This window comes from Mariniflexile fucanivorans (genome assembly GCF_004341235.1).
GTDB classification, from domain to species: domain Bacteria; phylum Bacteroidota; class Bacteroidia; order Flavobacteriales; family Flavobacteriaceae; genus Mariniflexile; species Mariniflexile fucanivorans.
On the sequence record NZ_SLUP01000002.1, the window covers coordinates 248851 to 275117 of the forward strand.

At 33.9% G+C, this 26267-nt stretch carries 21 protein-coding genes; 15 read left to right on the forward strand and 6 right to left on the reverse strand.

What is annotated here, in order from left to right; all coding sequences use genetic code 11:
- The first annotated feature begins 17 nt into the window (after positions 1 to 17).
- From EV196_RS04565 to EV196_RS04590, 7 genes are all read left to right on the forward strand, one after another.
- Positions 18 to 1475, forward strand: a complete 1458-nt coding sequence (locus tag EV196_RS04565) for an NAD(P)/FAD-dependent oxidoreductase (protein ID WP_132215395.1) — start codon at positions 18 to 20, stop codon at positions 1473 to 1475.
- A 71-nt stretch (positions 1476 to 1546) separates the two neighbouring features.
- Complete coding sequence (locus EV196_RS20195; protein ID WP_262711324.1) at positions 1547 to 1681, forward strand: hypothetical protein; 135 nt, start codon at positions 1547 to 1549, stop codon at positions 1679 to 1681.
- Between the two features lie 296 nt (positions 1682 to 1977).
- Positions 1978 to 3285, forward strand: a complete 1308-nt coding sequence (locus tag EV196_RS04570) for a TolC family protein (RefSeq protein ID WP_132215397.1) — start codon at positions 1978 to 1980, stop codon at positions 3283 to 3285.
- Between the two features lie 64 nt (positions 3286 to 3349).
- Positions 3350 to 4429 (forward strand): efflux RND transporter periplasmic adaptor subunit, encoded by a 1080-nt coding sequence (locus tag EV196_RS04575; protein ID WP_132215399.1) that lies wholly within the window; start codon positions 3350 to 3352, stop codon positions 4427 to 4429.
- 108 nt (positions 4430 to 4537) lie between these two features.
- The gene (locus tag EV196_RS04580; protein ID WP_132215401.1) at positions 4538 to 7732 is read left to right on the forward strand and encodes an efflux RND transporter permease subunit; all 3195 of its coding nucleotides are present in this window, start codon (positions 4538 to 4540) and stop codon (positions 7730 to 7732) included.
- A 92-nt stretch (positions 7733 to 7824) separates the two neighbouring features.
- The gene (locus EV196_RS04585) at positions 7825 to 8130 is read left to right on the forward strand and encodes a hypothetical protein (protein ID WP_132215403.1); all 306 of its coding nucleotides are present in this window, start codon (positions 7825 to 7827) and stop codon (positions 8128 to 8130) included.
- Positions 8131 to 8148: 18 nt separating this feature from the next.
- Complete coding sequence (locus EV196_RS04590) at positions 8149 to 8364, forward strand: YgaP family membrane protein (protein WP_132215405.1); 216 nt, start codon at positions 8149 to 8151, stop codon at positions 8362 to 8364.
- Positions 8365 to 8593: 229 nt separating this feature from the next.
- On the opposite strand, the gene EV196_RS04595 is transcribed toward EV196_RS04590, so the two are convergent.
- From EV196_RS04595 to EV196_RS04610, 4 genes are all read right to left on the reverse strand, one after another.
- Complete coding sequence (locus EV196_RS04595; protein ID WP_132215407.1) at positions 8594 to 11101, reverse strand: outer membrane beta-barrel protein; 2508 nt, start codon at positions 11099 to 11101, stop codon at positions 8594 to 8596.
- A gap of 319 nt (positions 11102 to 11420) precedes the next feature.
- Positions 11421 to 12002, reverse strand: coding sequence for a LutC/YkgG family protein (locus tag EV196_RS04600; protein WP_165876102.1), 582 nt, complete (start codon positions 12000 to 12002; stop codon positions 11421 to 11423).
- The gene (locus EV196_RS04605) at positions 11995 to 13362 is read right to left on the reverse strand and encodes a lactate utilization protein B (protein ID WP_132215411.1); all 1368 of its coding nucleotides are present in this window, start codon (positions 13360 to 13362) and stop codon (positions 11995 to 11997) included. Before EV196_RS04605 ends, EV196_RS04600 begins: the two co-directional genes overlap by 8 nt.
- A 3-nt stretch (positions 13363 to 13365) precedes the next feature.
- Positions 13366 to 14103 carry a (Fe-S)-binding protein gene (locus EV196_RS04610; RefSeq protein WP_132215413.1) on the reverse strand — a complete coding sequence of 246 codons (738 nt, stop codon included), beginning with the start codon at positions 14101 to 14103 and terminating at the stop codon, positions 13366 to 13368.
- 210 nt (positions 14104 to 14313) lie between these two features.
- On the opposite strand from EV196_RS04610, the gene EV196_RS04615 reads away from it, so the two are divergent.
- Positions 14314 to 15210: an aldose 1-epimerase gene (locus tag EV196_RS04615; RefSeq protein ID WP_165876103.1), complete on the forward strand. Its 897-nt coding sequence runs from the start codon at positions 14314 to 14316 to the stop codon at positions 15208 to 15210.
- A gap of 89 nt (positions 15211 to 15299) precedes the next feature.
- On the opposite strand, the gene EV196_RS04620 is transcribed toward EV196_RS04615, so the two are convergent.
- On the reverse strand, positions 15300 to 15614 hold the full coding sequence (locus EV196_RS04620; RefSeq protein ID WP_132215417.1) for a hypothetical protein: 315 nt from the start codon (positions 15612 to 15614) through the stop codon (positions 15300 to 15302).
- Between the two features lie 171 nt (positions 15615 to 15785).
- Here EV196_RS04620 and EV196_RS04625 point away from each other — a divergent pair, with 171 nt between their 5' ends.
- From EV196_RS04625 to EV196_RS04650, 6 genes are all read left to right on the forward strand, one after another.
- Positions 15786 to 16169 (forward strand): acyl-CoA thioesterase, encoded by a 384-nt coding sequence (locus EV196_RS04625; RefSeq protein ID WP_132215419.1) that lies wholly within the window; start codon positions 15786 to 15788, stop codon positions 16167 to 16169.
- Positions 16170 to 16251: 82 nt separating this feature from the next.
- Positions 16252 to 17814, forward strand: a complete 1563-nt coding sequence (locus EV196_RS04630) for a right-handed parallel beta-helix repeat-containing protein (RefSeq protein ID WP_132215421.1) — start codon at positions 16252 to 16254, stop codon at positions 17812 to 17814.
- A 50-nt stretch (positions 17815 to 17864) separates the two neighbouring features.
- Positions 17865 to 18353: an AAA family ATPase gene (locus EV196_RS04635; RefSeq protein ID WP_132215423.1), complete on the forward strand. Its 489-nt coding sequence runs from the start codon at positions 17865 to 17867 to the stop codon at positions 18351 to 18353.
- Positions 18354 to 18544: 191 nt separating this feature from the next.
- The gene (locus EV196_RS04640) at positions 18545 to 19978 is read left to right on the forward strand and encodes a glycosyltransferase (RefSeq protein ID WP_132215425.1); all 1434 of its coding nucleotides are present in this window, start codon (positions 18545 to 18547) and stop codon (positions 19976 to 19978) included.
- 530 nt (positions 19979 to 20508) lie between these two features.
- Positions 20509 to 21978 carry a potassium/proton antiporter gene (locus EV196_RS04645; protein ID WP_132215427.1) on the forward strand — a complete coding sequence of 490 codons (1470 nt, stop codon included), beginning with the start codon at positions 20509 to 20511 and terminating at the stop codon, positions 21976 to 21978.
- A 331-nt stretch (positions 21979 to 22309) separates the two neighbouring features.
- Positions 22310 to 23266, forward strand: a complete 957-nt coding sequence (locus EV196_RS04650) for a YHYH protein (RefSeq protein ID WP_132215429.1) — start codon at positions 22310 to 22312, stop codon at positions 23264 to 23266.
- A 140-nt stretch (positions 23267 to 23406) separates the two neighbouring features.
- Here the strand turns inward: EV196_RS04650 and glyA are convergent, their stop codons facing one another.
- The gene (gene glyA, locus EV196_RS04655) at positions 23407 to 24678 is read right to left on the reverse strand and encodes a serine hydroxymethyltransferase (protein ID WP_132215431.1); all 1272 of its coding nucleotides are present in this window, start codon (positions 24676 to 24678) and stop codon (positions 23407 to 23409) included.
- Between the two features lie 200 nt (positions 24679 to 24878).
- Between glyA and fahA the strand changes: the two genes are divergently transcribed.
- A complete protein-coding gene (gene fahA, locus EV196_RS04660) occupies positions 24879 to 26162 on the forward strand; it encodes a fumarylacetoacetase (RefSeq protein ID WP_132215433.1) in 1284 nt (427 codons plus the stop codon).
- Positions 26163 to 26267 lie beyond the last annotated feature (105 nt).

Genomic DNA, 26267 nt, shown 5'->3' on the forward strand with positions numbered 1-26267 from the left:
ATATTAATTTACATTAAATGTCTAAAATAGTTATTCTTGGAGCAGGTATTTCGGGTCATGTAGCTGCATCCCATTTACGCAGAAAATTATCCAAAGAACATGAAGTTTTGGTGGTCTCACCAAATAGTAATTACCAGTGGATTCCTTCAAACATTTGGGTGGGTATTGGCAGAATGAAATCTGAAAAAATCTTATTTCCTTTAGAGCCTTTGTACAAAAAGAAAAACATTGGCTATAAACAAGCCAAAGCAGTTTCATTTTATCCTGAAGGTGACAAAAGCGAACAAAAACCTTATGTTTTAGCCGAATATGTCGCAGGAACCAATCAAGGTCAACAAGAAAAAATCACCTACGATTATTTGATAAATGCGACGGGGCCGAAACTTAATTTTGAAGCCACCGAAGGCCTAATTCCTGGTAAAAACAAAACCTATTCTGTATGTACTTACACACATGCAGACCATGCTTGGGAAGGATTAAATGATATTATTCAACAAATGAAGGCTGGTAAAAAAGCCAAAATTTTAATTGGAACGGGACATGCCAAATCTACTTGTCAAGGTGCTGCATTCGAGTATATTTTAAATGTAGAAAAAGAGCTGCACAAACACAATGTAAGAGACATGGCCGAAATAACTTGGATTGCCAACGAACATCAATTAGGCGATTTTGGAATGGATGGCATGTTGATGAGTTATGGTGATATGATTATGAAATCCAGTGAATTGGTCGAAATGATTTTTGAAGATAGAAACATTAAATGGATTATTGGTGCCGGCGTTAATAAAATTGAAGATGGTATTGCTTATTATGAAACCCTTGATGGTGAATACAAAGTAGAAACTTACGATTTCGCCATGCTAATTCCAGCATTTTCTGGTCATGGCTTTAAGGCTTTTGATAAGAACGAAAATGATATTACAGAAAAACTCTTCAAAGGATTTATGATTGTAGATGCAGACTATACACCAAAACCTTACGAAGAATGGACTGTTCAAGATTGGCCAGAAACTTACCAAAACCCCAATTATAAAAATATTTATGCACCAGGTATCGCCTTTGCGCCACCTCATGCCATTTCAAAACCAAGAAAAAGCGCAAACGGAACAGATATTTCACCTGCACCACCACGAACAGGAATGCCCTCAGGCATCACCGCTAAGTTGGTAGCAGACAATATAATAGATAGCATTAAAAATGGAAAAGAATCGTTAGATCATAAAGGGTCTTTAGGAAATATGGGAGCTGCATGTATTGCATCTGCTGGATATGGATTTTGGGATGGAAGCGGCGTTAGCATAACCACCTACCCTATTGTGCCCGATTTTGTAAAATATCCAGATTCACATGGAAGACATTTAGGAAAAACTTTTGGAGCTATTGGTTTGGCTGGGCATTGGCTTAAATTAATGTTACACTATGCTTTTTTATATAAAGCAAAAATGCGTCCATTTTGGTGGCTAATTCCAGAATAAAAAACAAAATAAAAGAATTATTTTAACAAAGGAATCAAAAATTAATTTCAACTATTAAAAGGAATAGAATAATGAAAAGAATTTCACCCAGAATGCGGTTTAGAATGATGAATCCATTCCTTCAGTTTTTCAAATTTATAATTTTAAGTATTAAAATTATGGTTATTGTAGCTGGAGGCCATGGAGGCACAAGAAAAGTAAACTGATGTGGTTATCAGTTTTTTTGGTTGGTTTTTAAAAGTGATAATTAATTTTTCACTTTTGATAAAGGCTGTCTGAAAAGGCAGTCTTTTTTGTTTTTAGAAGAACATTATTTTTTAACCTGATGAATATCATTGTACTAATTCCTCTTGTCGAATATTTTTAGTTAATATTCAAATAACTCATCAAAATGAAAAAAGCCCATTGAATACCTGCTGAAAAAGGAAAAGAACGCAAAGTAACATTGGTTACAGACTGCGATACAACATTCAACTATTTTTGCTCTGTAAAATTAAAATAAATGAAAAAAAATATTTATATACCATTATTACTTTTAGTATTCACTTTGTCTGTACAAGCACAAGATATCGTGCCAATTACAAAAACAGAAGTGTTAACTAAAGTTTCAGAAAACAATACAAGTATTAAAATTTCTGAACAAGAATTTAAACAAGCGAGGGCCGATTATAGACAAACCAACGCTGTGTTTTTACCAAACATCACAGCCAGTCATACAGGTATTGCAACAACAAATCCATTAATGGCTTTTGGTTCTAAACTAAATCAGGAAATTTTAACAGCAAACGATTTTAATCCTGCCTTATTAAATGACCCTGCGCAAATTGAAAACTACGCAACCAAGTTAGAAATTCAGCAACCATTAATCAATTTAGACGGGATGTACCAACGCAAAGCAGCCAAATCTAAAATGGATGCTATGTCTTTACAAACAGAGCGCACACAAGATTATTTGGCTTTTGAAGTTGAAAAAGCTTATATGCAATTACAATTATCCTATAAAGCAGTTGATGTTTTAGAAAAAGCTCTAGAAGCTGCAAATTCTAATAAAAAACTAGCCGATAACAGTTTTAATCAAGGTTATTTACAGCGTGCCGATGTGTTGAATGTTGAAGTACGTGTTACGGAGGTTCAAAACCAATTACAAATGGCAAAAAGTAATGTACAAAATGCGTCTAATTACTTATCTTTTTTAATGAATGATGACACATATGTGGTGTACACCCCTTCAGACGAGTTAATGGTTTCAACATTTTCAATGGAAAACAAAATGGTTTCTGAAAATCGTTCAGATATAAAAGCCATGCAACTAGCATCCAATGCTTATGAAGCTATGAATAAGGCTGATAAAATGGCGTTTTTACCACGATTAAATGCTTTTGGAAGTTATGAGTTATACGACGACCAAATTTTTCAAGGTGATGCTAATGGGTATTTATTTGGTGCACAATTAAGTTGGGATATTTTTAAAGGATCGCAACGTTTAGGAAAAGCTCAAAAAAGTAGAGCCGAATTTGAAAAATCCAAATTAGAATATCAGCAATATGTCTCGCAAAGTAATTTAGAATTGAACAAAGCAAAACGCGCTTTTTTAGATGCTGAAAACAAACTCCAACTCACCAATTTAGCATTACAACAATCCGAAGAATCTTTAAGAATCCGTACCAACAGATTTAAGGAAGGACTTGAAAAAACATCCGATTTACTTACTGCAGAAACACAATATGCACAAAAGCAATTGGAGTATTATCAAACTGTTTTTGAGTATAACTATGCGCAAGCTTACTTACAATTTTTAACTAAAGAATAAAGAGAAACAAAAACCAACAAGCAAGACCATTTATTTGTGTATTCGTTGCTAAAAAAACCATAAAATGAAGAAAAAATTATATACCATCGTAGCCTTTACAGCAGCTTTAGCATTAGCAAGTTGCGGTAACAAAAACAAAGAAGTTAGTACAGATAATTCACCAGCAATTGCTGTAAAAGTGAGTCAAGTTGTATCAAACGGAACAAGTCCATTTTTAAGTGTTAGTGGAAAAATTCAAGCCACCAATAGTGCAGATTTAAGCACCCGAATGATGGGCTATGTTAACAAAGTACATGTAAATGTTGGAGACAAAGTTAGTAAAGGCCAATTATTAGTTTCTATTAATAACACCGATTTACAAGCTAAACGTGCCCAAGTAAACGCAGGCATTACCGAAGCTACTGCAGCATTTAATAATGCGCAGAAAGATTACAACCGTTTTAAAAATCTATTTGCTGGAAACAGTGCTTCTCAAAAAGAAATGGATGATATGACGGCAAATTTTGAAATGGCAAAAGCGCGTTTGGAAGCTGCAAACCAAATGAAAAACGAAGTGAATGCCCAATTTACATATAGTAATATTACAGCACCTTTTAGCGGTATCATTACCAGTAAAAACATTGAAGCTGGTGATATGGCAAATCCAGGAATGCCTTTAATAAGCGTAGAAACACCTGGAAGTTTTGAAGTGATGGCCATGGTACCAGAAACTGAAATTTCAGATATTAAAAATGGTACTACTGTAGATGTTTTGGTAAAATCAATAAACCAAACTATTAAAGGAAAAGTGACCGAAGTTAGTACTTCGGCTAAAAATACAGGTGGACAATACTTAGTAAAAATAGCTTTAGATAAAACAGATGCGAATATCCTATCTGGTATGTTTACAACCGTTCAATTTCCTGTGGAAAGAAAAGCAAAAACAGATCTAGTTTTAATTCCTACGGAAGCTATTGTAACGAATGGTCAGTTATCTGGAGTTTATACAGTAAGTGAAAGCAAAACCGCTATGTTACGTTGGTTACGTTTGGGTAGAACCTTTGGAAACCAAGTAGAAGTATTATCTGGTTTAAATGCCGATGAAGCTTTTATAGTTTCTGCAGAAGGTAAACTTTATAATGGTGCTAAAATTTCAATTCAATAACTAAAAAGCTGCGTTAAGGATAGAAGTGAAAATCCTTTTTTTGCTGCCATATATGGCAAAAAAAGATTGCAACGGATAGCCTGTTAAAACGCCCAAAATATTATAAAAATGAAAGAAGGAATCGCAGGAAAAATTGCAAAAATCTTTATACAATCGAAGCTTACCGTGCTGTTGATGATTGTGTTTATGGTTGTTGGTGTGTATAGTTCGTTTTTAATTCCACGTGAGGAAGAACCACAGATTGATGTGCCTATGGCCGATATTTTTGTTGGCTACCCGGGTGCAAGCCCTACGGAAGTTGAATCGCGAGTAATTAAGCCTTTAGAGCAATTAATTTCGAATATTAAAGGTGTGGAATATGTGTATTCTACCTCGATGAAAGAACAAGGCATGGTGATTGTTCAGTTTTATGTGGGCGAAGATATTGAGCGTTCATTTGTAAAACTTTACAATGAAATTAATAAGCACATGGACCAAATGCCGGAAGGTGTTACGTTTCCATTGGTGAAAACACGTGCTATTGATGATGTGCCTATGTTAGGTTTAACGTTGTGGAGTGAAAATTACGACGATTACCAATTAGGACAAATGGCGCAAGAATTGGAAGCCGAAATTAAAAAGGTGAATGATGTGGCGATTACGCATAAAATTGGTGGTAGAAACCGTCAATTACGTGTGGTTTTAGATAAAGATAAATTGGCTGCCAGTGGTTTGGATTTCTTAACCGTTTCTGAAATGATTAAGGCAAACAACAGTCAATTAAGCTCGGGTAGTTTTGATAAAAGCGATACTGAATTTCTTGTAAATACGGGTAAGTTTTTAGAATCTGTTACAGATGTTGAGAATTTAGTGGTTGGTGTACAACAAAATCAACCAATTTATTTAAAGCAAGTAGCAAACATTATTGATGGGCCAGAAGTGCCACAAAACTATGTAAGTTTAGGATTTGGAAAAGGCAGCGAAAAGGCTTCAGATTATAAATCTGAATACCCAGCAGTTACCATTTCGGTAGCGAAACGCAAAGGTGCCGATGCGATGAAAATTTCGGAGGTTATTATTGATAAAGTGGAACATTTACGCAAAAACTTAATCCCAGATGATGTTCATGTAGAAATTACCAGAAACTATGGTGAAACCGCTTCACATAAAGTATCTGAACTTTTATGGCACCTTATTGGATCTATTTTTGCTGTAACGCTTGTGGTTATGTTGGCTATGGGCTGGCGTGGTGGCTTAGTGGTATTTTTATCGGTTCCCATTACGTTTGCATTAACTTTGTTAAGCTACTACATGCTGGATTATACACTAAACCGAATCACCCTATTTGCTTTAGTATTTGTAACAGGTATTGTGGTGGACGACTCCATTATTATTGCCGAAAACATGCATAGGCATTTCAAAATGAAACGCTTACCATTTAAACAAGCGGCTTTGTATGCCATTAATGAAGTGGGTAACCCAACTATTTTAGCAACATTTACCGTAATTGCTTCGGTATTACCTATGGCATTTGTATCTGGTTTAATGGGACCTTATATGGCACCAATGCCAATTGGAGCTTCTATTGCCATGATATTATCGTTGTTTGTTGCTTTAACTATTACGCCTTATTTGGGTTATATTTTCTTAAGAGAAAAAGATAAAAAAGGTGCTGTTGAAAAAGAGGAAAAACCAATTGAAGATACTTACATTTATAAAGTTTACAATAAATTTGAAACACCTTTATTAGAAAACAAAAACAAACGTTGGTTGTTTTTGGGTGGTACGTTTTTACTTTTATTAGCGACCATGGTATTGTTTTTTACAAAATCGGTTGCTGTGAAAATGCTGCCTTTTGATAATAAAAATGAATTTCAGGTAGTAATAGATATGCCCGAAGGCACAACCTTGGAAAGAACAGGTGTTGTAGCTCAAGAGATTTCGCAATATTTAGCATCGCGTCCTGAAGTTGTGAATTACCAAAACTATATTGGAACATCGGCACCTATAACCTTTAACGGTTTGGTACGTCATTACGATTTACGTGGTGGTAGTAACATGGCAGATATTCAAGTAAATTTATTGGATAAAGAAGAACGTACAGCACAAAGTCATGATATTGCTAAATTGTTACGTCCTGACATTCAAAAAATTGCATCAAAATATAATGCGAATGTAAAATTAGTAGAAGTTCCACCTGGACCTCCTGTATTATCTACAATTGTGGCAGAGGTTTACGGACCTGATTATGATGAACAAATAAAAATTGCTAACCATGTTCAAAACATTCTAAAAAACACCAACGATGTTGTAGATATCGATTGGATGGTTGAAGGAGATCAAACTGAATTTCAGTTTGACATCAATAAAGAAAAAGCGATGTTATATGGTGTAGCACCACAGCAAATTGCTTACACCATGAATATGGCATTGTCTAACAGAGCTATTACGAATTTATATGATGAAGATGCTGTAAACCAAATTGGTCTGGTATTGGCTTTAGATGAAAAAGAAAAATCGACCATTACAGATATTTCTCAATTGAAAGTAAAGTCGAAACAAGGAACCATGGTTCCAATTGGAGATTTAGTTGATATTAAAGAAGTTACAAGTGCAAAAAGCATTTTCCACAAAAACCAAAAACGTGTGGTATATGTGATGGCAGATATGGCTGGCGATTTAGAAAGTCCTGCATATGCTATACTTGGAATGGAAGAAAAACTGAAAGAAATACCATTACCAGAAGGTTATGATATTAACGAAATGTATTTAGGTCAACCCGATTTTGAAGATAATTACACCGTGAAATGGGATGGCGAATGGCAAATTACTTTGGAAGTATTTAGAGATTTAGGTATTGCCTTTTTAGGTGCTATTATCTTGATTTACATCTTAATTGTAGGCTGGTTCCAAAACTTTAAAGCTCCAGTTGTAATGATGGTTGCTATTCCATTATCGCTTATAGGAATTATTCTAGGGCATTGGATTATGGGCGCATTCTTTACTGCAACATCATTTATTGGAATGATTGCTCTAGCAGGTATTATGGTTAGGAATTCGGTATTATTAATCGACTTTATCAACTTAAGAACCGATGAAGGCATCCCATTAAAACAAGCTTGTATTGAAGCTGGGGCTGTAAGAACTACGCCTATTTTACTAACAGCAGGAACTGTTGTAATTGGAGCATTCGTTATATTATTTGACCCCATTTTCCAAGGGTTAGCCATTTCGTTAATGGGTGGAACTATTGTTTCAACCGTATTAACTTTATTGGTTGTACCTCTTGTTTACTACATGATAGAAAAGAAAAATTATAAATAATAATTATCCCGCAGCAAACGCAGATTTATGCAGAAAAGATTGAAAAATCTGCGGGAATCTGCGAAATCTGCGAGAATCAAAAAAATAAAATCATGAAACTAGTTATAGTAACAGTAGTGGATTACTACAAAAAGGATATCATCAAATTATTTAAACAAGCTCAAATAAATAATTTTAGTGAGTCTGACATTGAGGGGTTTAAAACCGCCCCATCTGTAAAGTTAGATTCCAATTGGTTTGCTAATGAAAATAGTGGAGCAGATTCTGAAATGTTTTTCTCTTTTACAGAAGATGAAAATATAGATGCATTATTCAATTTAATTAAAGAATTCAATTCGAATTTAAAAACGAACAATCCAATAAAAGCGATTGTTGTTCCTATTGAAAAATTTATATAAACTTAAAAATTAACAAAAATGTTAAATACATATTTTAGAGTAATAGTTGGTTTTATGGTGCTTTTAAGCGTTGTTTTAACCGTGTATGTTAATCAAAACTGGATGTGGTTTACGGTATTTATTGGTGTAAACCTTATACAATCAGCATTTACAAAATGGTGCTTATTGGAAACTATTTTGGTGAAATTAGGAGTTAAAAAAACTGATGGAGCTGGTTGCTCTGTTAAAAATTAAGCTTTCTTTTACTAAAAAGCCCTCACAAGTTTTAAAATCTGTGAGGGCTTTTTTTGTAGGCTTCTTTGTCTTGTCACAAAAAAACAAATATTAGTTTTTATTCTGCGAAAATTCGTAAAATCTGCGGGATAATTTCTCAAGTAAATATTGTTTCTTATTTCGCAAAGTATCGATGATTTTTTTCCATTACAGCTAAATAGTTAAAATTATTTATAAAAATCTTGTCAACTTAAAACTCACGTTTACCAAATTCACTTTCAATAAATTTCGATTTATTTTTTACCTTATTAAAGGTATAAGTCAAATTTAATGTCACCATATCTACTTCATATACATAATTAGTAGTAGTGTAAAATTCTCCAGGTCTCCAAGTAGCAATACTTTGTTCGTTACTTTTCAATAATCCCATATCAATATTCTGCCACTGCAAGGTTGCTGTTAAACGACTATCTAAAAACGATTTTTTAAGGGTTAAATTTGGCGCATAAAATCTAGAATCTTCACCTTGTGCCGTATTGGTATCAGACAGGTAGTTGAACGTAAGTTGTGCTGTCGCATTTTTCCAAAACGAATAGGTAGAATTAATGTTAAACGAGTAAATGGTGCTACTACTATTTACACCATAAGTTCTGGTAATACCATCCCGATGTCTAAAAATAAATGCACCATTTATATCATAATTATAGATGTTCGCTCCTATAAAATTACTCCAGTTTTTAGTTGCTTTAAATTGCGTCCCTAACTCTAATCCAATAGCTTTACTTTTTCCGACATTGGAATATACTCGGTTTAAAATACTGTCAATAACGGCTTCATTACTTTCATAAGCCAAGGTATTAACCCGATTTATGGCATTATCAACATGTCTGTAATATGCCGTTGCATACAAGGAACTTTTTGAATTGAATTCTTTAGTAATGCCTAACTCGACCAAATCTATAAATTCTGGCAATAATCGGTTATCACCTTGTTCAAAAACTTCAGAATGTTCACGTTCTGCAAAACTATTCATTTTAAAAGTGGTGGTGCGCTCTACCCTTTTACTGTAAGCGGCTTTAATTTTTGTAGCGTCATTTACCGAATATTGTAAAGATGCTGAAGGAAATAATTTTACAAAATCATAATTATATTCATTAGCAGAAACTTCGCTCACTAAAGCTTCGGTATAGGTTCTATCCATAGATTCCAAACGAACTCCAGCGGCATAATCCCATTTATCTTTATCTCCAGTCAATTGTGCATAACTTGAATGAATGGTTCTTTTTAATTCAATATTACTTGAGAATTCAGGAACAACAACCCCATCACGTTCGTAAACAAATTTACCTTCATGATCTAAATTTCTAAATTGATATCCCGTTTCAATAGTACCAAACGAAAACGGTTTCCATTTATAATCAAAATTATAACGCAAACCGTGTAGCGGATTATCATTCGTATTATATTCTTGTTGATAAATTTCATTATACGCAGGTGTATCCACATTATCATTATAAGTGGGTCCTCCTAAAAAGGTATATTCGTATAAAAATGAAGTAGATAATTTAGACTTATCATTAAACGTATGTCCATAATCAAAACTACCTAAAACAAAATCACCTTTACGGGTTCTTAAATTGTGGTTGTAATATGAAAAAGTGTACAATCTATTATTGCTTTCAATGGGTGAAACCGCATGATTATCATAATACGTAATATCAGCTAACCTATCCACCGTATGCTTACCAGCAAAAAACCCTAAGGAGAATTCATCGTTTTCATTAGGAGTGAAATCGACTGTAAAACGCCCGTTATAATTAATATCATCGAAACTACGTTCTCCATCCGATGGTAAAAAAGATTGTTTGTCTTCTGCTTCATTGATGATAAATAACTCACCTTCTCTTCTACCCGTTTTATCATTGCGCTGATAACTGGTTCCAAAGGATAAATTCCATTTATCGGTTTTTGTGTTTATGGTAGCATCTGCGCCATAACGTTGTGCCGCTACTTGCGTGTCATAAGGCTCTATGGAAGGGAAACCACCACGCACATTTATTTGTACAAAAGTACCGTTTGCAGCACCTTTCTTCGTGATGATATTAAGAATACCCCCTTTGCCTTCAGGGTCGTATTTAGCAGATGGCGCTGTAATAATCTCCACTTTTTCTAATGCATTTGCTGGCAATTGCGCTAAAATAGCGTTGGCATCGCCTTGTGTTGGTTTTCCATTGATTAAAACCGAAAAACCTTTACTTCCTCTCACACTAATATCGCCTAAACCATCTACAGTAACGGAAGGGAGATTTTTAATAACATCGGTTGCACTGCCGCCTTGACTGCTTTGGAAATTTTTAGAATCGAAAACCTGTCTATCAATTTTATTAATAACCGTAGAACGCTCTGCGTTAATTTCAACTTCGTTAAGTTGATTCCCTAAAACCAAGTTTATTGTACCTAAATCTACTTTTCTATTGCCTTTTGAAATTTCAATATTTTGAATTGTTTTAGTCGTATAACCAACGAATGAAGCTTCTAAATAATAACGTCCGTTTTTTATATTTTCAATTACAAAAACACCATCAATATTGGTTATAACACCTGTTACAAGTGTTTTATCTAATTGATTGTAAAGTGCTGCGGTGGCATATTCTAACGGATAATTATCGGCAGTATCTTGAATTTTTCCGGTAATTTGGCTGGTTGCCATTTGCGCTGTAAATAAAAAAAGGATTGTTAGTACTTTATTAAACTTCATATAATTTTAATTTTTAAATATTGAATATGATACAAGGTGCAAATATATTTTTAAAATCTATTTAAAATGCCATTTCACGATAGCTTTTTTTCTTGTAAACAATAAACTTTCAAGCTTTTAACTTCGCCAATAACAACTGTTTTTATTATTGGTTTTTATAATTCATTTCAGAAATAAAATTAAAAACCCCTTAACTTACAGCTAAAGGGCTTTCCTATTTTGTAATTTTTATAATGATATTTTTATCTGAACTCTTTATTAGCTTTTAACTAAAATAAACTTTCGACTCTATAACTTTAATGCCTAAAGTGATTGTAAACTAAACAATAAAAACTGTTAAACTCATAGCGCCGTGTGCACCAACAACCAAACATTGTTCGATATCGGCGGTTTTTGAAGGTCCTGAAATGAAAACACCAAACGTTCTATCGCGTTTTGCAATAGCTTCATAAACATGGTGCATGTGTAAATACATATCGTTTGTTGAAACAACTAAAACCAAATCGTTTGTAATAAATGGCAAAGCACGAATGGTAAAATCTTGATCGGTAACCCAAATAGCACCATTTTCGGCAACAGCCAATTCACCTTTAATGATAGCTAAATCAATATCTTCTAAACTGTGTGGGTCGGTTTCTTTATCAATAGAAATAGTACCTAAAGCAGATTCTTTAACACAAGACACTATTTTTGAAGCATTAGGATACAGTTTTTTTATTTCGGCATCCATTTCAGTAATATTATTTAACTGTATGGCTCTACCTCCAACAAAATTCAAGTTACCAATAAAGGTTTCAACCAAATTAATGTTTTCTTCAAAAATCCCCAAATCAATTTCCGGTAAGGGTAACGATTCTGGTTTGTTTTTTTTAACGGCTTTTAATATAGATTCTCTACTCATTCTTTTTTCTGTTTTTATACCAATCATCAAAATTTCCATTTTTAACTTCTGGCAAATCTCTGGCTTTACCCCAAGCATTTAATTTGGAATAAATGACGAATCGTGGGGCATATTTCAACATAAAACGTGCTGATTTCCCAGCAACATGATACATTGCAGAATTTGCTAACACACGACCTGCTATTTTTAAAATATTTTTTTTAACACCAGGTTGCGGCACCTCTTTTACTATTATTTGGCGCCATTTATACAACTGTTCATGAATATTAATTTTTACAGGACACACATCGCTACATGAACCACAAAGCGTGGATGCAAAAGGTAACGAACTGTGTTTTTTCAAATCGAGACCTGGTGATAAAATAGATCCGATAGGCCCTGGAATGGTTGATTTGTAACTGTGCCCACCGCTACGTCTGTAAATTGGGCAAGTATTCATACAGGCTCCACAACGGATGCAATGTAAGGATGCTCTAAAATCTTCACGACTTAATTGCTCAGTTCTGCCATTATCAACTATAACAATGTGCATTTCTTTACCTGGAGCAGGTTTATTAAAATGCGATGAGTATGTTGTAATAGGTTGTCCTGTAGCACTTCTACCTAACAAACGTAGAAAAACGCCTAAATGTTTTTCTTGCGGAATTAATTTTTCCATCCCCATACACGCAATGTGTACTTTCGCAAGATGTACGCCCATATCGGCATTTCCTTCATTGGTACAAACCACAAAACCACCCGTATCGGCAATGGCGAAATTAACGCCTGTTATAGCGGCTTCTGCTTTTAAAAATTTATCACGTAGGTGCTTTCTAGCTTCTCCTGTTAAATATTGTGGATCGCCATCGCAAGGTTTTGTGCCTAAATGTTCTTGAAACAATACATCAACTTCTTCCTTCTTTTTATGAATAGCTGGTAACACAATATGGCTAGGTGGCTCTTTAGCCAATTGCACGATGCGTTCACCTAAATCGGTGTCAATAACTTCAATATTATTGGCTTCTAAGTATGGATTTAAATGGCATTCTTCAGTCAACATCGACTTACTTTTAACCATTCTTTTTACGCCATGTTTCACTAAAATACTGTGAACAATTTTATTATGTTCTTCGGCATTTGCTGCCCAATGTACAGTAACGCCATTTTTTTTAGCGTTTTCTTCAAACTGTAAAAGATAGGTGTCTAAATTAGAAAGTACATTTGCCTTTAAGGCCGATGCTAAATTCCTAAGTTCTTCCCAACCTTGTACGTTGTGCGCCGATTTATCTCTTTTTTGCCTAACAAACCACAAAGCTTTGTCGTGCCAATCTACTTTTGCTTCGTCTTTGTTAAAAATTGCTGCTTCGTCTGCGTGTGCCATAATTTAGATACTGCTATTTAAAATTTCTGCTATGTGCATCACTTTTAAAGGTTGTTTATTTCTATTAATTAAGCCTTCCATGTGCATTAAACAAGAATGATCTGCACCTGTAATCACTTCTACATCGCTGTCTATATGATCTTGAATTCTATCTTTTCCCATTTTTGTTGAAATAGCTTCTTCAAATACTGAAAAAGTACCTCCAAAACCACAACATTCATCTACTCGATTCAACGTTTGAAGTTGTAAGCCTTTCACGTTTTTAAGTAAATCTTCTTCGGTTGAATAATGGGGGTCCATGCGCTCGGAACAAGACCCTAAACGTAAGCCTCTAAGTCCGTGACAACTTTTATGTAACCCTACTTTATGTGGAAAGGAGGCTCCTAAATCGGTTTTACCCAATACATCGTGTATAAATTGGCATAACTCATAGGTGTTTTTTCTAACGCGTTTTACGTCTTCCGTTTGTTCTAAAATGTCAAAATGTTTTTTTACATGATATACACAACTACCAGAAGGCCCCACGATATAATCGAATTCCTTAAAATTTTCAACAAATAATTGACAAATTCCTTTGGAATCATCCTCGTAACCCGAGTTCCCTAAAGGTTGGCCGCAACATGTTTGCCCTGTTGGATAAATAACTTCAACCCCTAATTTTTCTAAAAGTTCTAAAGTGGCAATGCCTACTTGTGGGTACAATTGATTTATGTAACAAGGTATAAATAAACCTACTTTCATTTTTATGTATATTAAAAAATCTGACTTAAAATTTTTTAAGTCAGTAACAAATTTAAGCATCTCAATTATAAATACTACCCTGTTTTGTACTGTTTTTTTCAAAAATTTTCAGCTCATTAATTAAAGAATACAAACATTAATAATATGAAGACATTTTAACTTGCTCTTAGTATATTTGTGAAGTTTATTAATCAAAAAAAAACTAAAACATTGTATACTATAAAACAGACTTTAAATAGCTCTAATATTTTAGAGTGTATTGAAATAGAAAACCCAGAAAAAACGTGTTATGCCAAAATTCACGTTAATGAAGGTGCTAGCTTACAGGAATTAAAGCTTGAAGGAAAAACGATTATTGAAGATTTACATCCTTTAACTTACAACAATACCTATGCGTCTTCAATTTTGTTTCCGTTTGCCAATAGAATTAAAGATGGAGCTTATACGTATGATGGTAATGAGTTTAAGTTTGAAATTAATGAAGCTGGCAATAACAACGCCTTACATGGTTTGGTTTATAACAAGACCTTCAAGATTATTAACCAAAAAGAGACCAACGATTTTGCTTCTATTACATTTGAATATGTTCAAGATAAAGAATCTATTGGTTTTCCATACACTTTCAGTATGCAACTTGAATATATAATAAAGAAAAATTCAGTTGATATTCATGTAAGCGTTAAAAATACCGATGCCAAAGCATTTCCTTTCACACTAGGGTGGCATCCTTATTTTAGTAGTAGCGATTTGTATAACAGCACGCTAAATTTTGATAGTAACAAGCAACTTATTTTTGATGAACGTTGCATAACTACTGGTGTTTCCGATATTAATAATGAAGCCATTTTTGAAGTTAAAGACAAAAAACTAGATGATTGTTTCATTCTAAACACCAACCAAACACAATTTAACACACCGCATTATAAGCTTTTGATTAGTGCTTCTTCCGAAGAAAACTTTTTACAAATTTATACGCCTCCAAAAGCAAATGTTATTGCGATAGAACCAACCACAGGTGTTTCTGATAGTTTTAATAACAAGATAGGTTTACAAATTTTAAAACCCAATGAAAGCCATCAACTTAATTGGAATGTGAAATTGATTTAAATCACAAAAAATGCTGTAACATTAAATTGTACAGCATTTTTTTATTTAAAACTTCAATAAAAATTGATATAGTTAAGCATCTGTTTACCTTATAGTATAATAATCAAAAGTAAAATGATAATGATTGCACCCGATGAAATATAAAGCCCATTTCCCGATGCTCTTACATCTTTCTTAATTTTCCTAACCTCTTTACGAAGTGCCTTTTTTTCCGAAGAATTTAAAGTCGATTTATCCATGGCTTTTATCTCTTCCAATCGATTTATCATCACTCGAACTTCAGCAGGAATTTCAGCTGGTGCTGGAGCTGTCGTGTTAATTGGTGCTTTTTCGGCAGCCATCATAGTGTTTGGAAATGCTATTAATGATGTCATGAATAATAGTATAATGAATGATTTTTTCATAATATGTTGGTTTTAAGGTTATTTGATGACACAAAGATACTTGACAGATTATTTTGAACTGTTATATCATTTCAACGACCTTTTATATAATTCAAACTTTAAAGAAATTTTCAGACTTAATTAGATACAAATTTTTATCTTTCCTTTTATCTAATTACAAAAACAGAACACATGGCCACTTTTGAAACAAAACTTATAGTAAATAAGAATGATTTAGACGAACTTAACCATGTAAACAATATAAGATATGTAGAATGGGTACAAGATATCGCAAAAGCCCATTGGCTAGAAAAAGCGTCTTCAAAAATTATAAATGATTATCATTGGGTGATGCTTTCGCACTACATAGAATATAAAAGTTCGGCATTTTTAAACGATGTTATAAAGCTTAAAACCTACATCATAAATTATAAAGGTGCCACATCAACACGTATTGTTGAAATATATAATGGTGCCGATAAATTACTGGCAAAATCTGAAACCACTTGGTGTTTAATAAATAGCCAAACAAATCGTCCTGCACGTATTACACCCGAAATAATCGATTTATTTTAACTAAATAACCAAGCAACATACAATACTATCAAAACAAAAGTTATATTTTTGAAATCTATTGATTCAAAATAATTAACGTTTCATGCAACGTACTATATACCTCATTTTCGTAATTGGTTTTTTAATGCTTTGGAGTTCTTGCAGAAAAGATTTCGACTTTTCTCCAAACACAGGAAATCTGCAATTCTCAAAAGACACGGTTTATTTAGATACCGTTTTTACCAATATTGGCTCCAGTACATACAATTTAAAAGTATATAACAGAAGTAATAATGATATCATAATTCCTTCTATAAAACTTGCCTTAGGAAGTGCCTCCAACTACCGTTTAAATGTTGATGGTTTGGCAGGGAAACAGTTTGAAAATATTCAAATTTTAGCAAAAGACAGTCTGTTTATTTTTGTTGAAACCACTATAGATATTAAAAATTTTTCCAATTTAGATGACCAGTTCTTATACACCGATCAAATTGAGTTTGATGCGGGTGATAATCTTCAAAAAGTAGAACTTGTAACTTTGGTACAAGATGCTGTTTTTATTTATCCTGAAAGAGATAACACCACTAAAATAATTGAAACATTGAAGCTTGACATTAATGGAGACCAGATAGAAACTGACCTTCAAGGACGTGAATTATTACCTTACGAACTCACATTTACAAACAAAAAACCTTATGTTATTTACGGGTTTGCTGCCGTACCAAGCGGAGAAACATTAACTATTGATGCTGGTGCACGCATCCATTTTCATGAAAATTCTGGGTTAATAGTAAGCGAAGGTGCCTCTTTACAAGTTAATGGCAGTTTAAGTTCAAACCCTGAAACTTTAGAAAACGAAGTTATTTTTGAAAGTGACCGTTTAGAACCTGATTTTTCAGATGTTTCTGGTCAATGGGGAGTTATTTGGTTGTTTGAAGGCAGTGTAAATAATGTTATAAATTATGCTACCATAAAAAATGCCTCGATAGGTATCCTGTGCGATGGCGACCCAGATGTGACTACTGAAAAACTTAAAATTACCAATTCTCAAATATACAACTCCAGTAGTTTTGGTATTTTGGGTAGAAACACCTCCATTACAGGTGAAAATGTGGTGATTAATAATTCTGGACAATCCTCATTCGCGGGTACTTTTGGCGGCACATATAATTTTACACATTGTACTATTGCCAATTATTGGAATGGCTCACGCCAATTACCATCTGTATTATTGAATAACTTTATTATAGACGAAGATAATACGGCGACAGTAACCGATTTAACCCAAGCCAACTTCAACAATTGCATTATTTACGGAAACGATAATCCTGAAATTATTTTAGATGAAATTGAAGATGCTTCGGTTGTTTTTAACTTTAAGTTTACCAACTGCTTAATTCGTTTTGATAATAGAAACAACAACTATACGGTTGCTAATTACGATTTTACTGATGCTAACCACTACGAAGGCAATATTTTCAATCAAGACCCGAATTTTTTAAATACCTCTTTAAATAAACTAATTATTGGTGAAGATTCGGCTGCCATAAACAAAGGGCTTTCAACATTTGCAACTCAAGTACCATTTGATATTTTGAATGTGAGTAGAATTACCACTCCAGATTTAGGAGCTTATCAGCATATTATTTTTCCAGGGGAAGATTAGTTTTATTTAAGGCATAAAAACATATAATAATAATACTTGTTTTAAGGAACGTGATACACTTAATAGTTGGAAATACTGGTTCAGGAAAAACAACCTATTCTAAAACGTTAAAGGAAAAAACGAAGGGTATTATATTTTCAATAGATACATGGAACAAAACATTATTTCTTGAAGACAAAAAACCGAACGATGGGTTAGAATGGTTTTTAGAACGCATTGAAAGAGCCGAAAAAATGATATTGGATTTAGTTAGCCAATTAGAAAATGCTAAAACCGATTCTATTTTAGATTTAGGCTTATCGAAGTTTGAACATAGGGAAAAATTCAGGGTGTTTGCCAAGTCTAAAGGTTACGAAATAAAAATTCATTTTTTAGATATTCCGAAACAAACACGTTTAGAGAGGGTTATGAAACGTAACATTGAAAAAGGAGACACCTTTGCATTTGAAGTAACAAAAGAAAATTTTGATTTTATGGAGGGTTGGTTTGAAAAACCCAATAAAGCAGAAATTGAAAAGGGTATTATTATTAACGAATAGTATTTATTTACTTAAACACTCTTCATTATACATCACTTAGGCTAAGATAAACCACAGATTATCTTACTCTTATACGAAAATATTTTTCAAAGCCACCCAATTGTTAAGTTATAATTAACAGTAACAAAAAATCTAAATCATATTTTCCTGCGTAAATCTTATGTAAAAATCAAATAAACATTTAAAGATTTATGGACATCTCATTTTACCTTCGTAAAATCAATTTTATAATTAAAAAATCAATCCATTCTACTAAAGTTTTTTTCCGTTACCAATTAACTCCTGAAAATTCCGAAAACAATTTTGTTTCCCTAAGTACATTTCTATTTATGGGACTCGGGCTTTCACTTTTCTCGGTATTTCATAACGATTTTGAGCAATTTAATGCCAATAAAGTTAGTACTTCATTAGGTTATGCTTTTGCTGTAATCGCCTTCAGTTTTATGGCTTATAAAATTTTACTTTTTATATACATGCTATATAATTTTTTTAAATATAAACCTGTAGCCTCTGTACCTGATGAGGAATTACCAACATGCACTGTTATTGTACCTGCATATAATGAAGGCAAACAAGTTTGGGACACCTTAATGAGTTTAGCTGAAAGTGATTACCCATTAGAGAAATTACAATTAATTGCCATTGATGATGGTAGTAAAGATGATACATGGACATGGATACAAAATGCCAAAGAAATGTTAGGAGACCGATTAGAAATTTACAAACAACCAAAAAACAAAGGAAAAAGGCACGCACTTTACCGTGGTTTTAACATTGGATCAGGCGAAATTTTTGTTACTGTAGATAGCGATTCCATTGTGAATACCAACACCCTAAAACTTTTGGTAAGTCCGTTTGTACATAACGAACAATGTGGTGCTGTAGCAGGAAACATCCGGGTATTAAATAACAAAAAAGCAACACTACCTAAAATGTTAGATGTTAGTTTTGTTTTAAGTTTTGAGTTTGTAAGATCTGCCGAAAGCAATTTAAATTCTGTACTTTGCACACCAGGTGCTTTGGCGGCTTACCGCAGTACTGCTGTTCACAAATGTCTGCCACAATGGATTAACCAAACCTTTATGGGTGTTCCATCGGATATTGGTGAAGATCGTGCTATGACCAACATGATTTTAAAACAAGGTAAACACGTGTTGTTTCAAAAAAATGCTGTGGCATATACTAACGTTCCTGAAGAATACACAGGTTTATATAAAATGTTTATTAGATGGGGACGCAGTAATGTGCGCGAAAATTTAGAAATGTCAAAATATGTGTTTACTAATTTTAGAACGGACTCTAAATTCGGGACTCGCTTATTGTTTATTAGTCAATTTTCAAAAATCCTAATGAGTTTTCCGTTTTTATTTTTCATGTTATATTTTGTACTTATACATCCTTTATTATTCGTGGGTTCTACATTGGTAACTATTTTGGTTCTTGCTACGTTTCCAGTAATATTCTTTGCACATAGATACAAATCGTTTGAAGCTTTTTGGGCCTATTCATACAGTATTTTATACACTTTTGGCTTGTTTTGGATCACTCCTTACGCTATTGCTACAGCAAACCGTAGTGGATGGCTTACAAGAGAACTTGCAGAAAAAAAAGTGGTTAAAGTTTAGAAATACCAACTTACTTTTTACAATTACTAAAACCAACCGCAATGTTTATTTAACTTGTGGTTGGTTTTTTTTTATATTACATATTTTATTTGTTCTGAGTGATGTGCATGAGTAAGCGCGTTAGGGATTGCAGTGGAAAGCCCACAGCCCGACGTAGGAGGTGCGAGGACTTGTAACGTAAAGCCCGACCTGGTTCCTGAACTTGTTTCAGGATAAAGGTAACGCCCAAAAACAAAAAATCCTGCATGTAGCAGGATTTTAAATTTTAACGAGACCTAATAAGTTTTTTAAAACCTGTAAGATCTTATGGTATAAATTACACAAAAATATCTGAATCTTTAAACCTCTAATTATAAACGGCAACAGTACCAACATGAATACTTGATCTTACAAACAGTAAAAGTGTATCAAAGGCATCATATTTTTTTTATAGTAATACCTATTTTAACTAAGGCGTTTTCAGCCTTTTTAGCAGAAATTTTTAGATGAATAACATTACATTTGTAACGTGAGACATAAAATGAAAAAGAATGAATTTAACGATTGAAAACATACTATTAGTTGGCTCTTTATTATTACTTATAAGTATTTTTGCTGGTAAGACTTCTTATAAGTTTGGGGTTCCCACTTTATTGCTCTTTTTGGGAATTGGAATGTTGGCAGGTTCTGATGGAATTGGAGGAATCCGCTTTGATGACCCTCAATTTGCTCAATTTATCGGCATCGTTTCTCTAAACTTTATATTGTTTTCTGGCGGATTGGATACCAACTGGACCGCTGTTAAACCTATTCTTAAAGAAGGCATTGTATTATCAACATTAGGTGTATTAATAACAGCAGTTTCACTTGGTACTTTTGTATGGTTTGTTACAGACTTTACCATTTATGAGAGTTTGCTATTAGGCTCCATTGTATCTTCAACAGATGCGGCTGCTGTATTTTCAATTCTACGTTCAAAAAGTCTGGCATTAAAAACTAATTTAAGACCCACTTTAGAATTAGAAAGCGGAAGTAACGACCCCATGGCCTATGTACTTACTATTGCATTTTTGACTCTAGTAATTAATCAAGACCAAAGTTTTTTATCCATTATACCATTGTTTTTACAGCAAATGATTTTAGGAGGCGTACTAGGAATTTCCTTTGGAATGTCTAGCAAATATATCATCAACAAAATAAAACTTGACTTTGAAGGTCTCTACCCCGTTTTAGTGATTGCCCTAATGTTCATTACATTTTCTGCCACCGATTTTCTAGGAGGCAACGGATTTCTTGCCATCTACATTTGTGCGGTTTATTTAGGCAACCAAGACCTCATACATAAAAAAACCATTTTAAAAATGTTTGATGGTTTAGCGTGGCTTATGCAAATTGTTCTATTCCTTACTTTAGGTCTGCTTGTTTTTCCTTCTCAAATTATTCCATATATGGGTATAGGACTGCTTATTTCTGTGTTCTTGATACTTGTTGCGCGACCTATTGGTGTATTTATAAGCCTTATATTTTTTAAAATGAAGCTAAAAAGAAGGTTTTACATTTCTTGGGTGGGGTTGCGTGGTGCTGTTCCTATTGTGTTTGCCACGTATCCGCTTTTGGCGGGAATTGACAAAGCCCATATGATTTTTAACATTGTATTTTTTATTTCGGTGACATCCATATTAATTCAAGGAACTACCCTTTCCGTTGTTGCAAAATGGTTGAAAGTAGGATTGCCAGAAACACAAAAGAAATTCAATACAACCGATATGCTATTGGCTGAAAACCCCAAGGCTGAAATGAAAGAGCTTTTAATTACTCCTGACTGCTTTGCAGTAGACAAAAAAATTGTGGAATTAGGTTTTCCAAAAAATGCGATAATAGCCATGATTAAAAGAGATGACAGCTATATAATTCCAAATGGTTTAACAAAAATAAAATCACAAGACACGCTCATAGTTCTTGCTGATAGACCTAAAATTTTTGAGCAAGTTTACAAAACACTTCAAACAAATAAAGCATAGAAATTTGGGTTTCTGCTCATTTTAATTATTACCATCTCATTTTTGCGTCAGGGATTCTCATGCATTCTATTTTAAATGAATGAAATAGTGAATGTTGCGCATTTGAAGCGGTATCCTTTTTTTAAGGCACGAAAAATAATAGCTGAAATCGCGACCCTTTTGGTAATGCCCAGAAATAAAATCTACTTACTGCTCGATTTTAAAATCATATTTTATCAAACCTCGTCTGATTTGGATGCTCATCAATTTATTTTTTTGTAAATTAATATGTTTTAAAACACAAGAAAACACTTTAAAAGTAGTCTAAATGCTAAATCTAAATAATTTAAAAATGAGAAAAACTTCGCTCCTATTCACATTACTTGTTGTCCTTTTTGCTTGTAAATCCAATCAAAAAACTACCACCAAAACATCAGAAACTGATAAAATACAAGCGATTCCTGTAAACAAAAATCACTTTATTGCGGAAAATATTATTGGAGAGATTACTCAAGAAAAAGTAGATTTAAAAGGTACCGAAACCCTTTGTTACATTATAAAAACAAACTCTCGAGCAACCGAACATCAAATGGGCCCATGGTGTCCTAGACATATAGAAGACGGTAAAGAAAAAGCGGGAATTTGGTTTGATGATGGAAAAGTGTATGATGTCTCTGGCCATTTTATTGCTGAACTGGATGAATTCTACAACGATGATAAGTGGAAATTATATAGAGAAGACGGTTCTATAAAGGTTACCGATACAGAAGAAGGTTGTTTGAGTGCTGCAAAACCAGATGTAGACGAAGCTTACCAAAACTATTGCGTGGAGTGTTTACCTGAATACTTTAAAAACCAAGTAACCACTTTTGTAATACCTGTTACACCTACCTATCAAAATTTTTCCCAACGTTTTGGAAGAGGTGGTATTGGTCTTGCTTTTAACGGTGTTAAATTTGATCCACCAGCACCAACGCATGCTATATTAGCTGCCCATACTATTGCACCTTTAGATGACCATGGCGGACATGTGAATCCGCATGGTGGTTACCATTACCACGCCGTTACAGGATCGACCAAAGAAATTGAACAAATGGATGAACACGCTCCCATGATTGGTTATGCTATTGATGGTTTTGGTATTTATGCCTTATTGGATAAAATGGGACAAAAACCTGTTGATTTAGATGATTGTGGCGGCCATTTTGATAATGAAAGAGGTTACCACTACCATGCAGGAGCACCAGGAGATAATCAAATTATTAAGTGTTTGCACGGTACACCTGGCTATATGCAAGTACAAGAATGAAAGTAGGTGCATTTAGTTTTTTATAAAACCATAAATAAGAAAATATCCAAAAATAAAAAATCCTGCATGTAGCAGGATTTTTTTTATTTCCATTAAGGAGAGATTGCTTCGTCGTGAAAAACGCCTCGCAATGATATTAACTACACAAACAATGGACGTCCCGCCATCATTGCATTTACTCTGTCTTTTACTGAGGCTAAAACTTCTTCATTTTCATGATTCATAATCACTTCATCAATCAATTCAACAATAGCAATCATATCAGCATCCTTTAAACCTCTGGTTGTAACAGCAGCAGTACCCACACGAATACCCGATGTTACAAACGGCGAACGTGTATCGAAAGGTACCATGTTTTTGTTTACAGTAATATCTGCTTTTACCAAGGCGTTTTCGGCATCTTTTCCAGAAATATCTTTGTTACGTAAATCAATTAGCATACAGTGATTATCGGTGCCATTAGAAATAATATTATATTCTTTCTCCACCAATGCTTTTGCCATAGTTGCAGCGTTCGATTTTACTTGTAGTTGATAATGTAAAAAATCATCAGTTAATGCTTCTCCAAAAGCAATCGCTTTAGCTGCAATAATATGTTCTAAAGGGCCACCTTGGTTTCCTGGGAATACCGCAGAATCTAATAAAGATGACATTTTACGTAAACTACCGTCTTTTAAAGTGATGCCGAATGGATTATCAAAATCCTGTCCCATCATAATCATACCACCTCTTGGACCTCTCAACGTTTTGTGAGTTGTCGTGGTTACAACGTGGCAATGCGGTAGTGGGTCGTTTAAAATACCTTTAGCAATTAAACCTGCTGGATGTGAAATATCTGCCATTAAAATAGCTCCAACGCTATCTGCAATTACTCTAAAACGCTTAAAATCAATATCGCGAGAATATGCAGAGGCACCAGCAATGATTAATTTTGGTTGCTCTTTAGTCGCAATTTCTTGAATTTTATCATAGTTTAAAACGCCTGTTTCCTGCTCTACACCGTAAAATACAGGGTTGTATAATTTACCAGAAAAATTTACTGGAGAACCGTGAGTAAGGTGACCTCCATGCGATAAATCGAATCCTAAAATTTTATCACCTGGGTTTAAACATGCGTGATAAACCGCTGTATTTGCTTGACTTCCAGAATGGGGTTGTACGTTTACATACGCTGCACCAAACAAAGCTTTTGCTCTATCAATAGCTATTTGTTCTACTTCATCAACCACTTCACACCCGCCATAGTAGCGTTTTCCTGGGTAGCCTTCAGCATATTTATTGGTTAACACAGAGCCTGCAGCTTCCATAACTTGTTGGCTTACAAAATTCTCTGATGCAATAAGTTCTATACCATGAAGTTGGCGTTCTTTTTCAGCTTCAATTAGTTCAAAAATTTGTTCGTCGCGTTGCATAAAATTAATTTCTTGTTAAATATTCGGCAAAAATAACAAATAGATTAGTTAAATACACCAAAAAACATATATTTACTACTAAGTTTTTAACTGTTTTATTAACGGTTAAAAGAAACCTAATTTTTACGCATTTTATTCCATTAAAATGAAAAAATTGTGTAGGTTTGAATATAATTCAATAAACACTAAACTTTAAAGTTATGCCATTATACGCTAACAATCCAGATAGAAAATCGTGGTTACACGTCGATAAAAATTCAGATTTCCCTATACAGAATATTCCGTTTGGGGTCTTTTTAACGCGTGATGACATTGTTACCATTGGTACGCGAATTGGTGATACCGCTATCGATCTAGGAGCGTTACACCAATTAGGTTATTTTATAGACATCCCATTAACCGATGATATTTTTCTTCAAGATACGTTGAATGATTTTATAGCCGATGGCCGTAAAACATGGCGTGCCGTAAGAAATCGTATTGCTCAAATTTTTGATAGCAACGATAAAACCTTAAAAGAAAACAAGAGCCATAAAGAAATTGTCCTATTTAGATTGGATGAAATTGAAATGCAATTACCTGTACAAATTGGCGATTTTACCGATTTTTATTCTAGTATGCAGCACGCTACTAATTTTGGAAGCTTGTTTCGAGATGCAGAAAATACCATATTACCAAACTGGCTACATATTCCTATTGGGTGTCATGGTAGAAGTTCTTCTATTATCCCCTCTGGAATCCCTGTACATAGACCAAAAGGGCAAATGTTACCTGAAGGTGCTGACGCCCCTGTGTTTGGACCAAGTAAATCGGTGGATTTTGAATTGGAAATGGCATTTATAACAACTGTAGCTAACGATTTAGGTGAACCCATCCCAATAGCAGAAGCTGAAGAATATATTTTTGGATTGGTATTGTTAAACGACTGGAGTGCCCGCGATATTCAAAAATGGGAATATGCACCATTAGGTCCCTTTTTAGCTAAAAACTTTGCAACCTCTATATCACCATGGATTGTTACATTAGATGCCTTAGAACCTTACAAAGTTGAAGGACCTAAAGCTATTAAACCACAATTGGAATACCTTCAATATAAAGGTAAAAAAAGTTACGATATTAATTTGGAAGTTGCCATTCGCCCAAGCGGTGCTAAAGAAACGGTAGTGAGCAAAACTAATTTCAAACATTTATATTGGAATATGGTACAACAATTGGCGCACCATACTGTAAATGGTTGCCCCGTAAATTCGGGCGATTTAATGGGCACTGGTACTATTTCTGGACCAACACCCGATTCGTACGGCTCGATGATAGAACTTACTTGGAAAGGTGAAAAATCTATTAAAATGAAAGATGGCAGTGAACGCACCTTTATAAATGATAACGACACCGTTATTATGCGTGGTTTCTGCGAAAAAGATGGAACACGTATTGGTTTTGGTGAAGTTTCAACCAAACTGTTACCGATTTTTAAACGGAAATAGGTTTATTCACGTCATTGCGAGGAACGAAGCAATCTCATAATATTTAAATCACAATAGTTATCCCGAAATACCAATCGGGATTTCTTTTTTAAAACACTTTTCGTA

Excerpts from the sequence above, each read along its gene's own strand:
- fahA (WP_132215433.1), top strand. The coding sequence starts at position 24,879 with ATGCCATTATACGCTAACAATCCAGATAGAAAATCGTGGTTACACGTC.
- EV196_RS04580 (WP_132215401.1), top strand. The coding sequence starts at position 4,538 with ATGAAAGAAGGAATCGCAGGAAAAATTGCAAAAATCTTTATACAATCG.
- EV196_RS04585 (WP_132215403.1), top strand. The coding sequence starts at position 7,825 with ATGAAACTAGTTATAGTAACAGTAGTGGATTACTACAAAAAGGATATC.
- EV196_RS04605 (WP_132215411.1), bottom strand. The coding sequence starts at position 13,362 with ATGGCACACGCAGACGAAGCAGCAATTTTTAACAAAGACGAAGCAAAA.
- EV196_RS04640 (WP_132215425.1), top strand. The coding sequence starts at position 18,545 with ATGGACATCTCATTTTACCTTCGTAAAATCAATTTTATAATTAAAAAA.
- EV196_RS04650 (WP_132215429.1), top strand. The coding sequence starts at position 22,310 with ATGAGAAAAACTTCGCTCCTATTCACATTACTTGTTGTCCTTTTTGCT.
- EV196_RS04595 (WP_132215407.1), bottom strand. The coding sequence starts at position 11,101 with ATGAAGTTTAATAAAGTACTAACAATCCTTTTTTTATTTACAGCGCAA.
- EV196_RS04570 (WP_132215397.1), top strand. The coding sequence starts at position 1,978 with ATGAAAAAAAATATTTATATACCATTATTACTTTTAGTATTCACTTTG.
- EV196_RS04630 (WP_132215421.1), top strand. The coding sequence starts at position 16,252 with ATGCAACGTACTATATACCTCATTTTCGTAATTGGTTTTTTAATGCTT.
- EV196_RS04620 (WP_132215417.1), bottom strand. The coding sequence starts at position 15,614 with ATGAAAAAATCATTCATTATACTATTATTCATGACATCATTAATAGCA.
- EV196_RS04575 (WP_132215399.1), top strand. The coding sequence starts at position 3,350 with ATGAAGAAAAAATTATATACCATCGTAGCCTTTACAGCAGCTTTAGCA.
- glyA (WP_132215431.1), bottom strand. The coding sequence starts at position 24,678 with ATGCAACGCGACGAACAAATTTTTGAACTAATTGAAGCTGAAAAAGAA.
- EV196_RS20195 (WP_262711324.1), top strand. The coding sequence starts at position 1,547 with ATGAAAAGAATTTCACCCAGAATGCGGTTTAGAATGATGAATCCATTC.
- EV196_RS04565 (WP_132215395.1), top strand. The coding sequence starts at position 18 with ATGTCTAAAATAGTTATTCTTGGAGCAGGTATTTCGGGTCATGTAGCT.
- EV196_RS04590 (WP_132215405.1), top strand. The coding sequence starts at position 8,149 with ATGTTAAATACATATTTTAGAGTAATAGTTGGTTTTATGGTGCTTTTA.
- EV196_RS04610 (WP_132215413.1), bottom strand. The coding sequence starts at position 14,103 with ATGAAAGTAGGTTTATTTATACCTTGTTACATAAATCAATTGTACCCA.
- EV196_RS04600 (WP_165876102.1), bottom strand. The coding sequence starts at position 12,002 with ATGAGTAGAGAATCTATATTAAAAGCCGTTAAAAAAAACAAACCAGAA.
- EV196_RS04645 (WP_132215427.1), top strand. The coding sequence starts at position 20,509 with ATGAATTTAACGATTGAAAACATACTATTAGTTGGCTCTTTATTATTA.
- EV196_RS04625 (WP_132215419.1), top strand. The coding sequence starts at position 15,786 with ATGGCCACTTTTGAAACAAAACTTATAGTAAATAAGAATGATTTAGAC.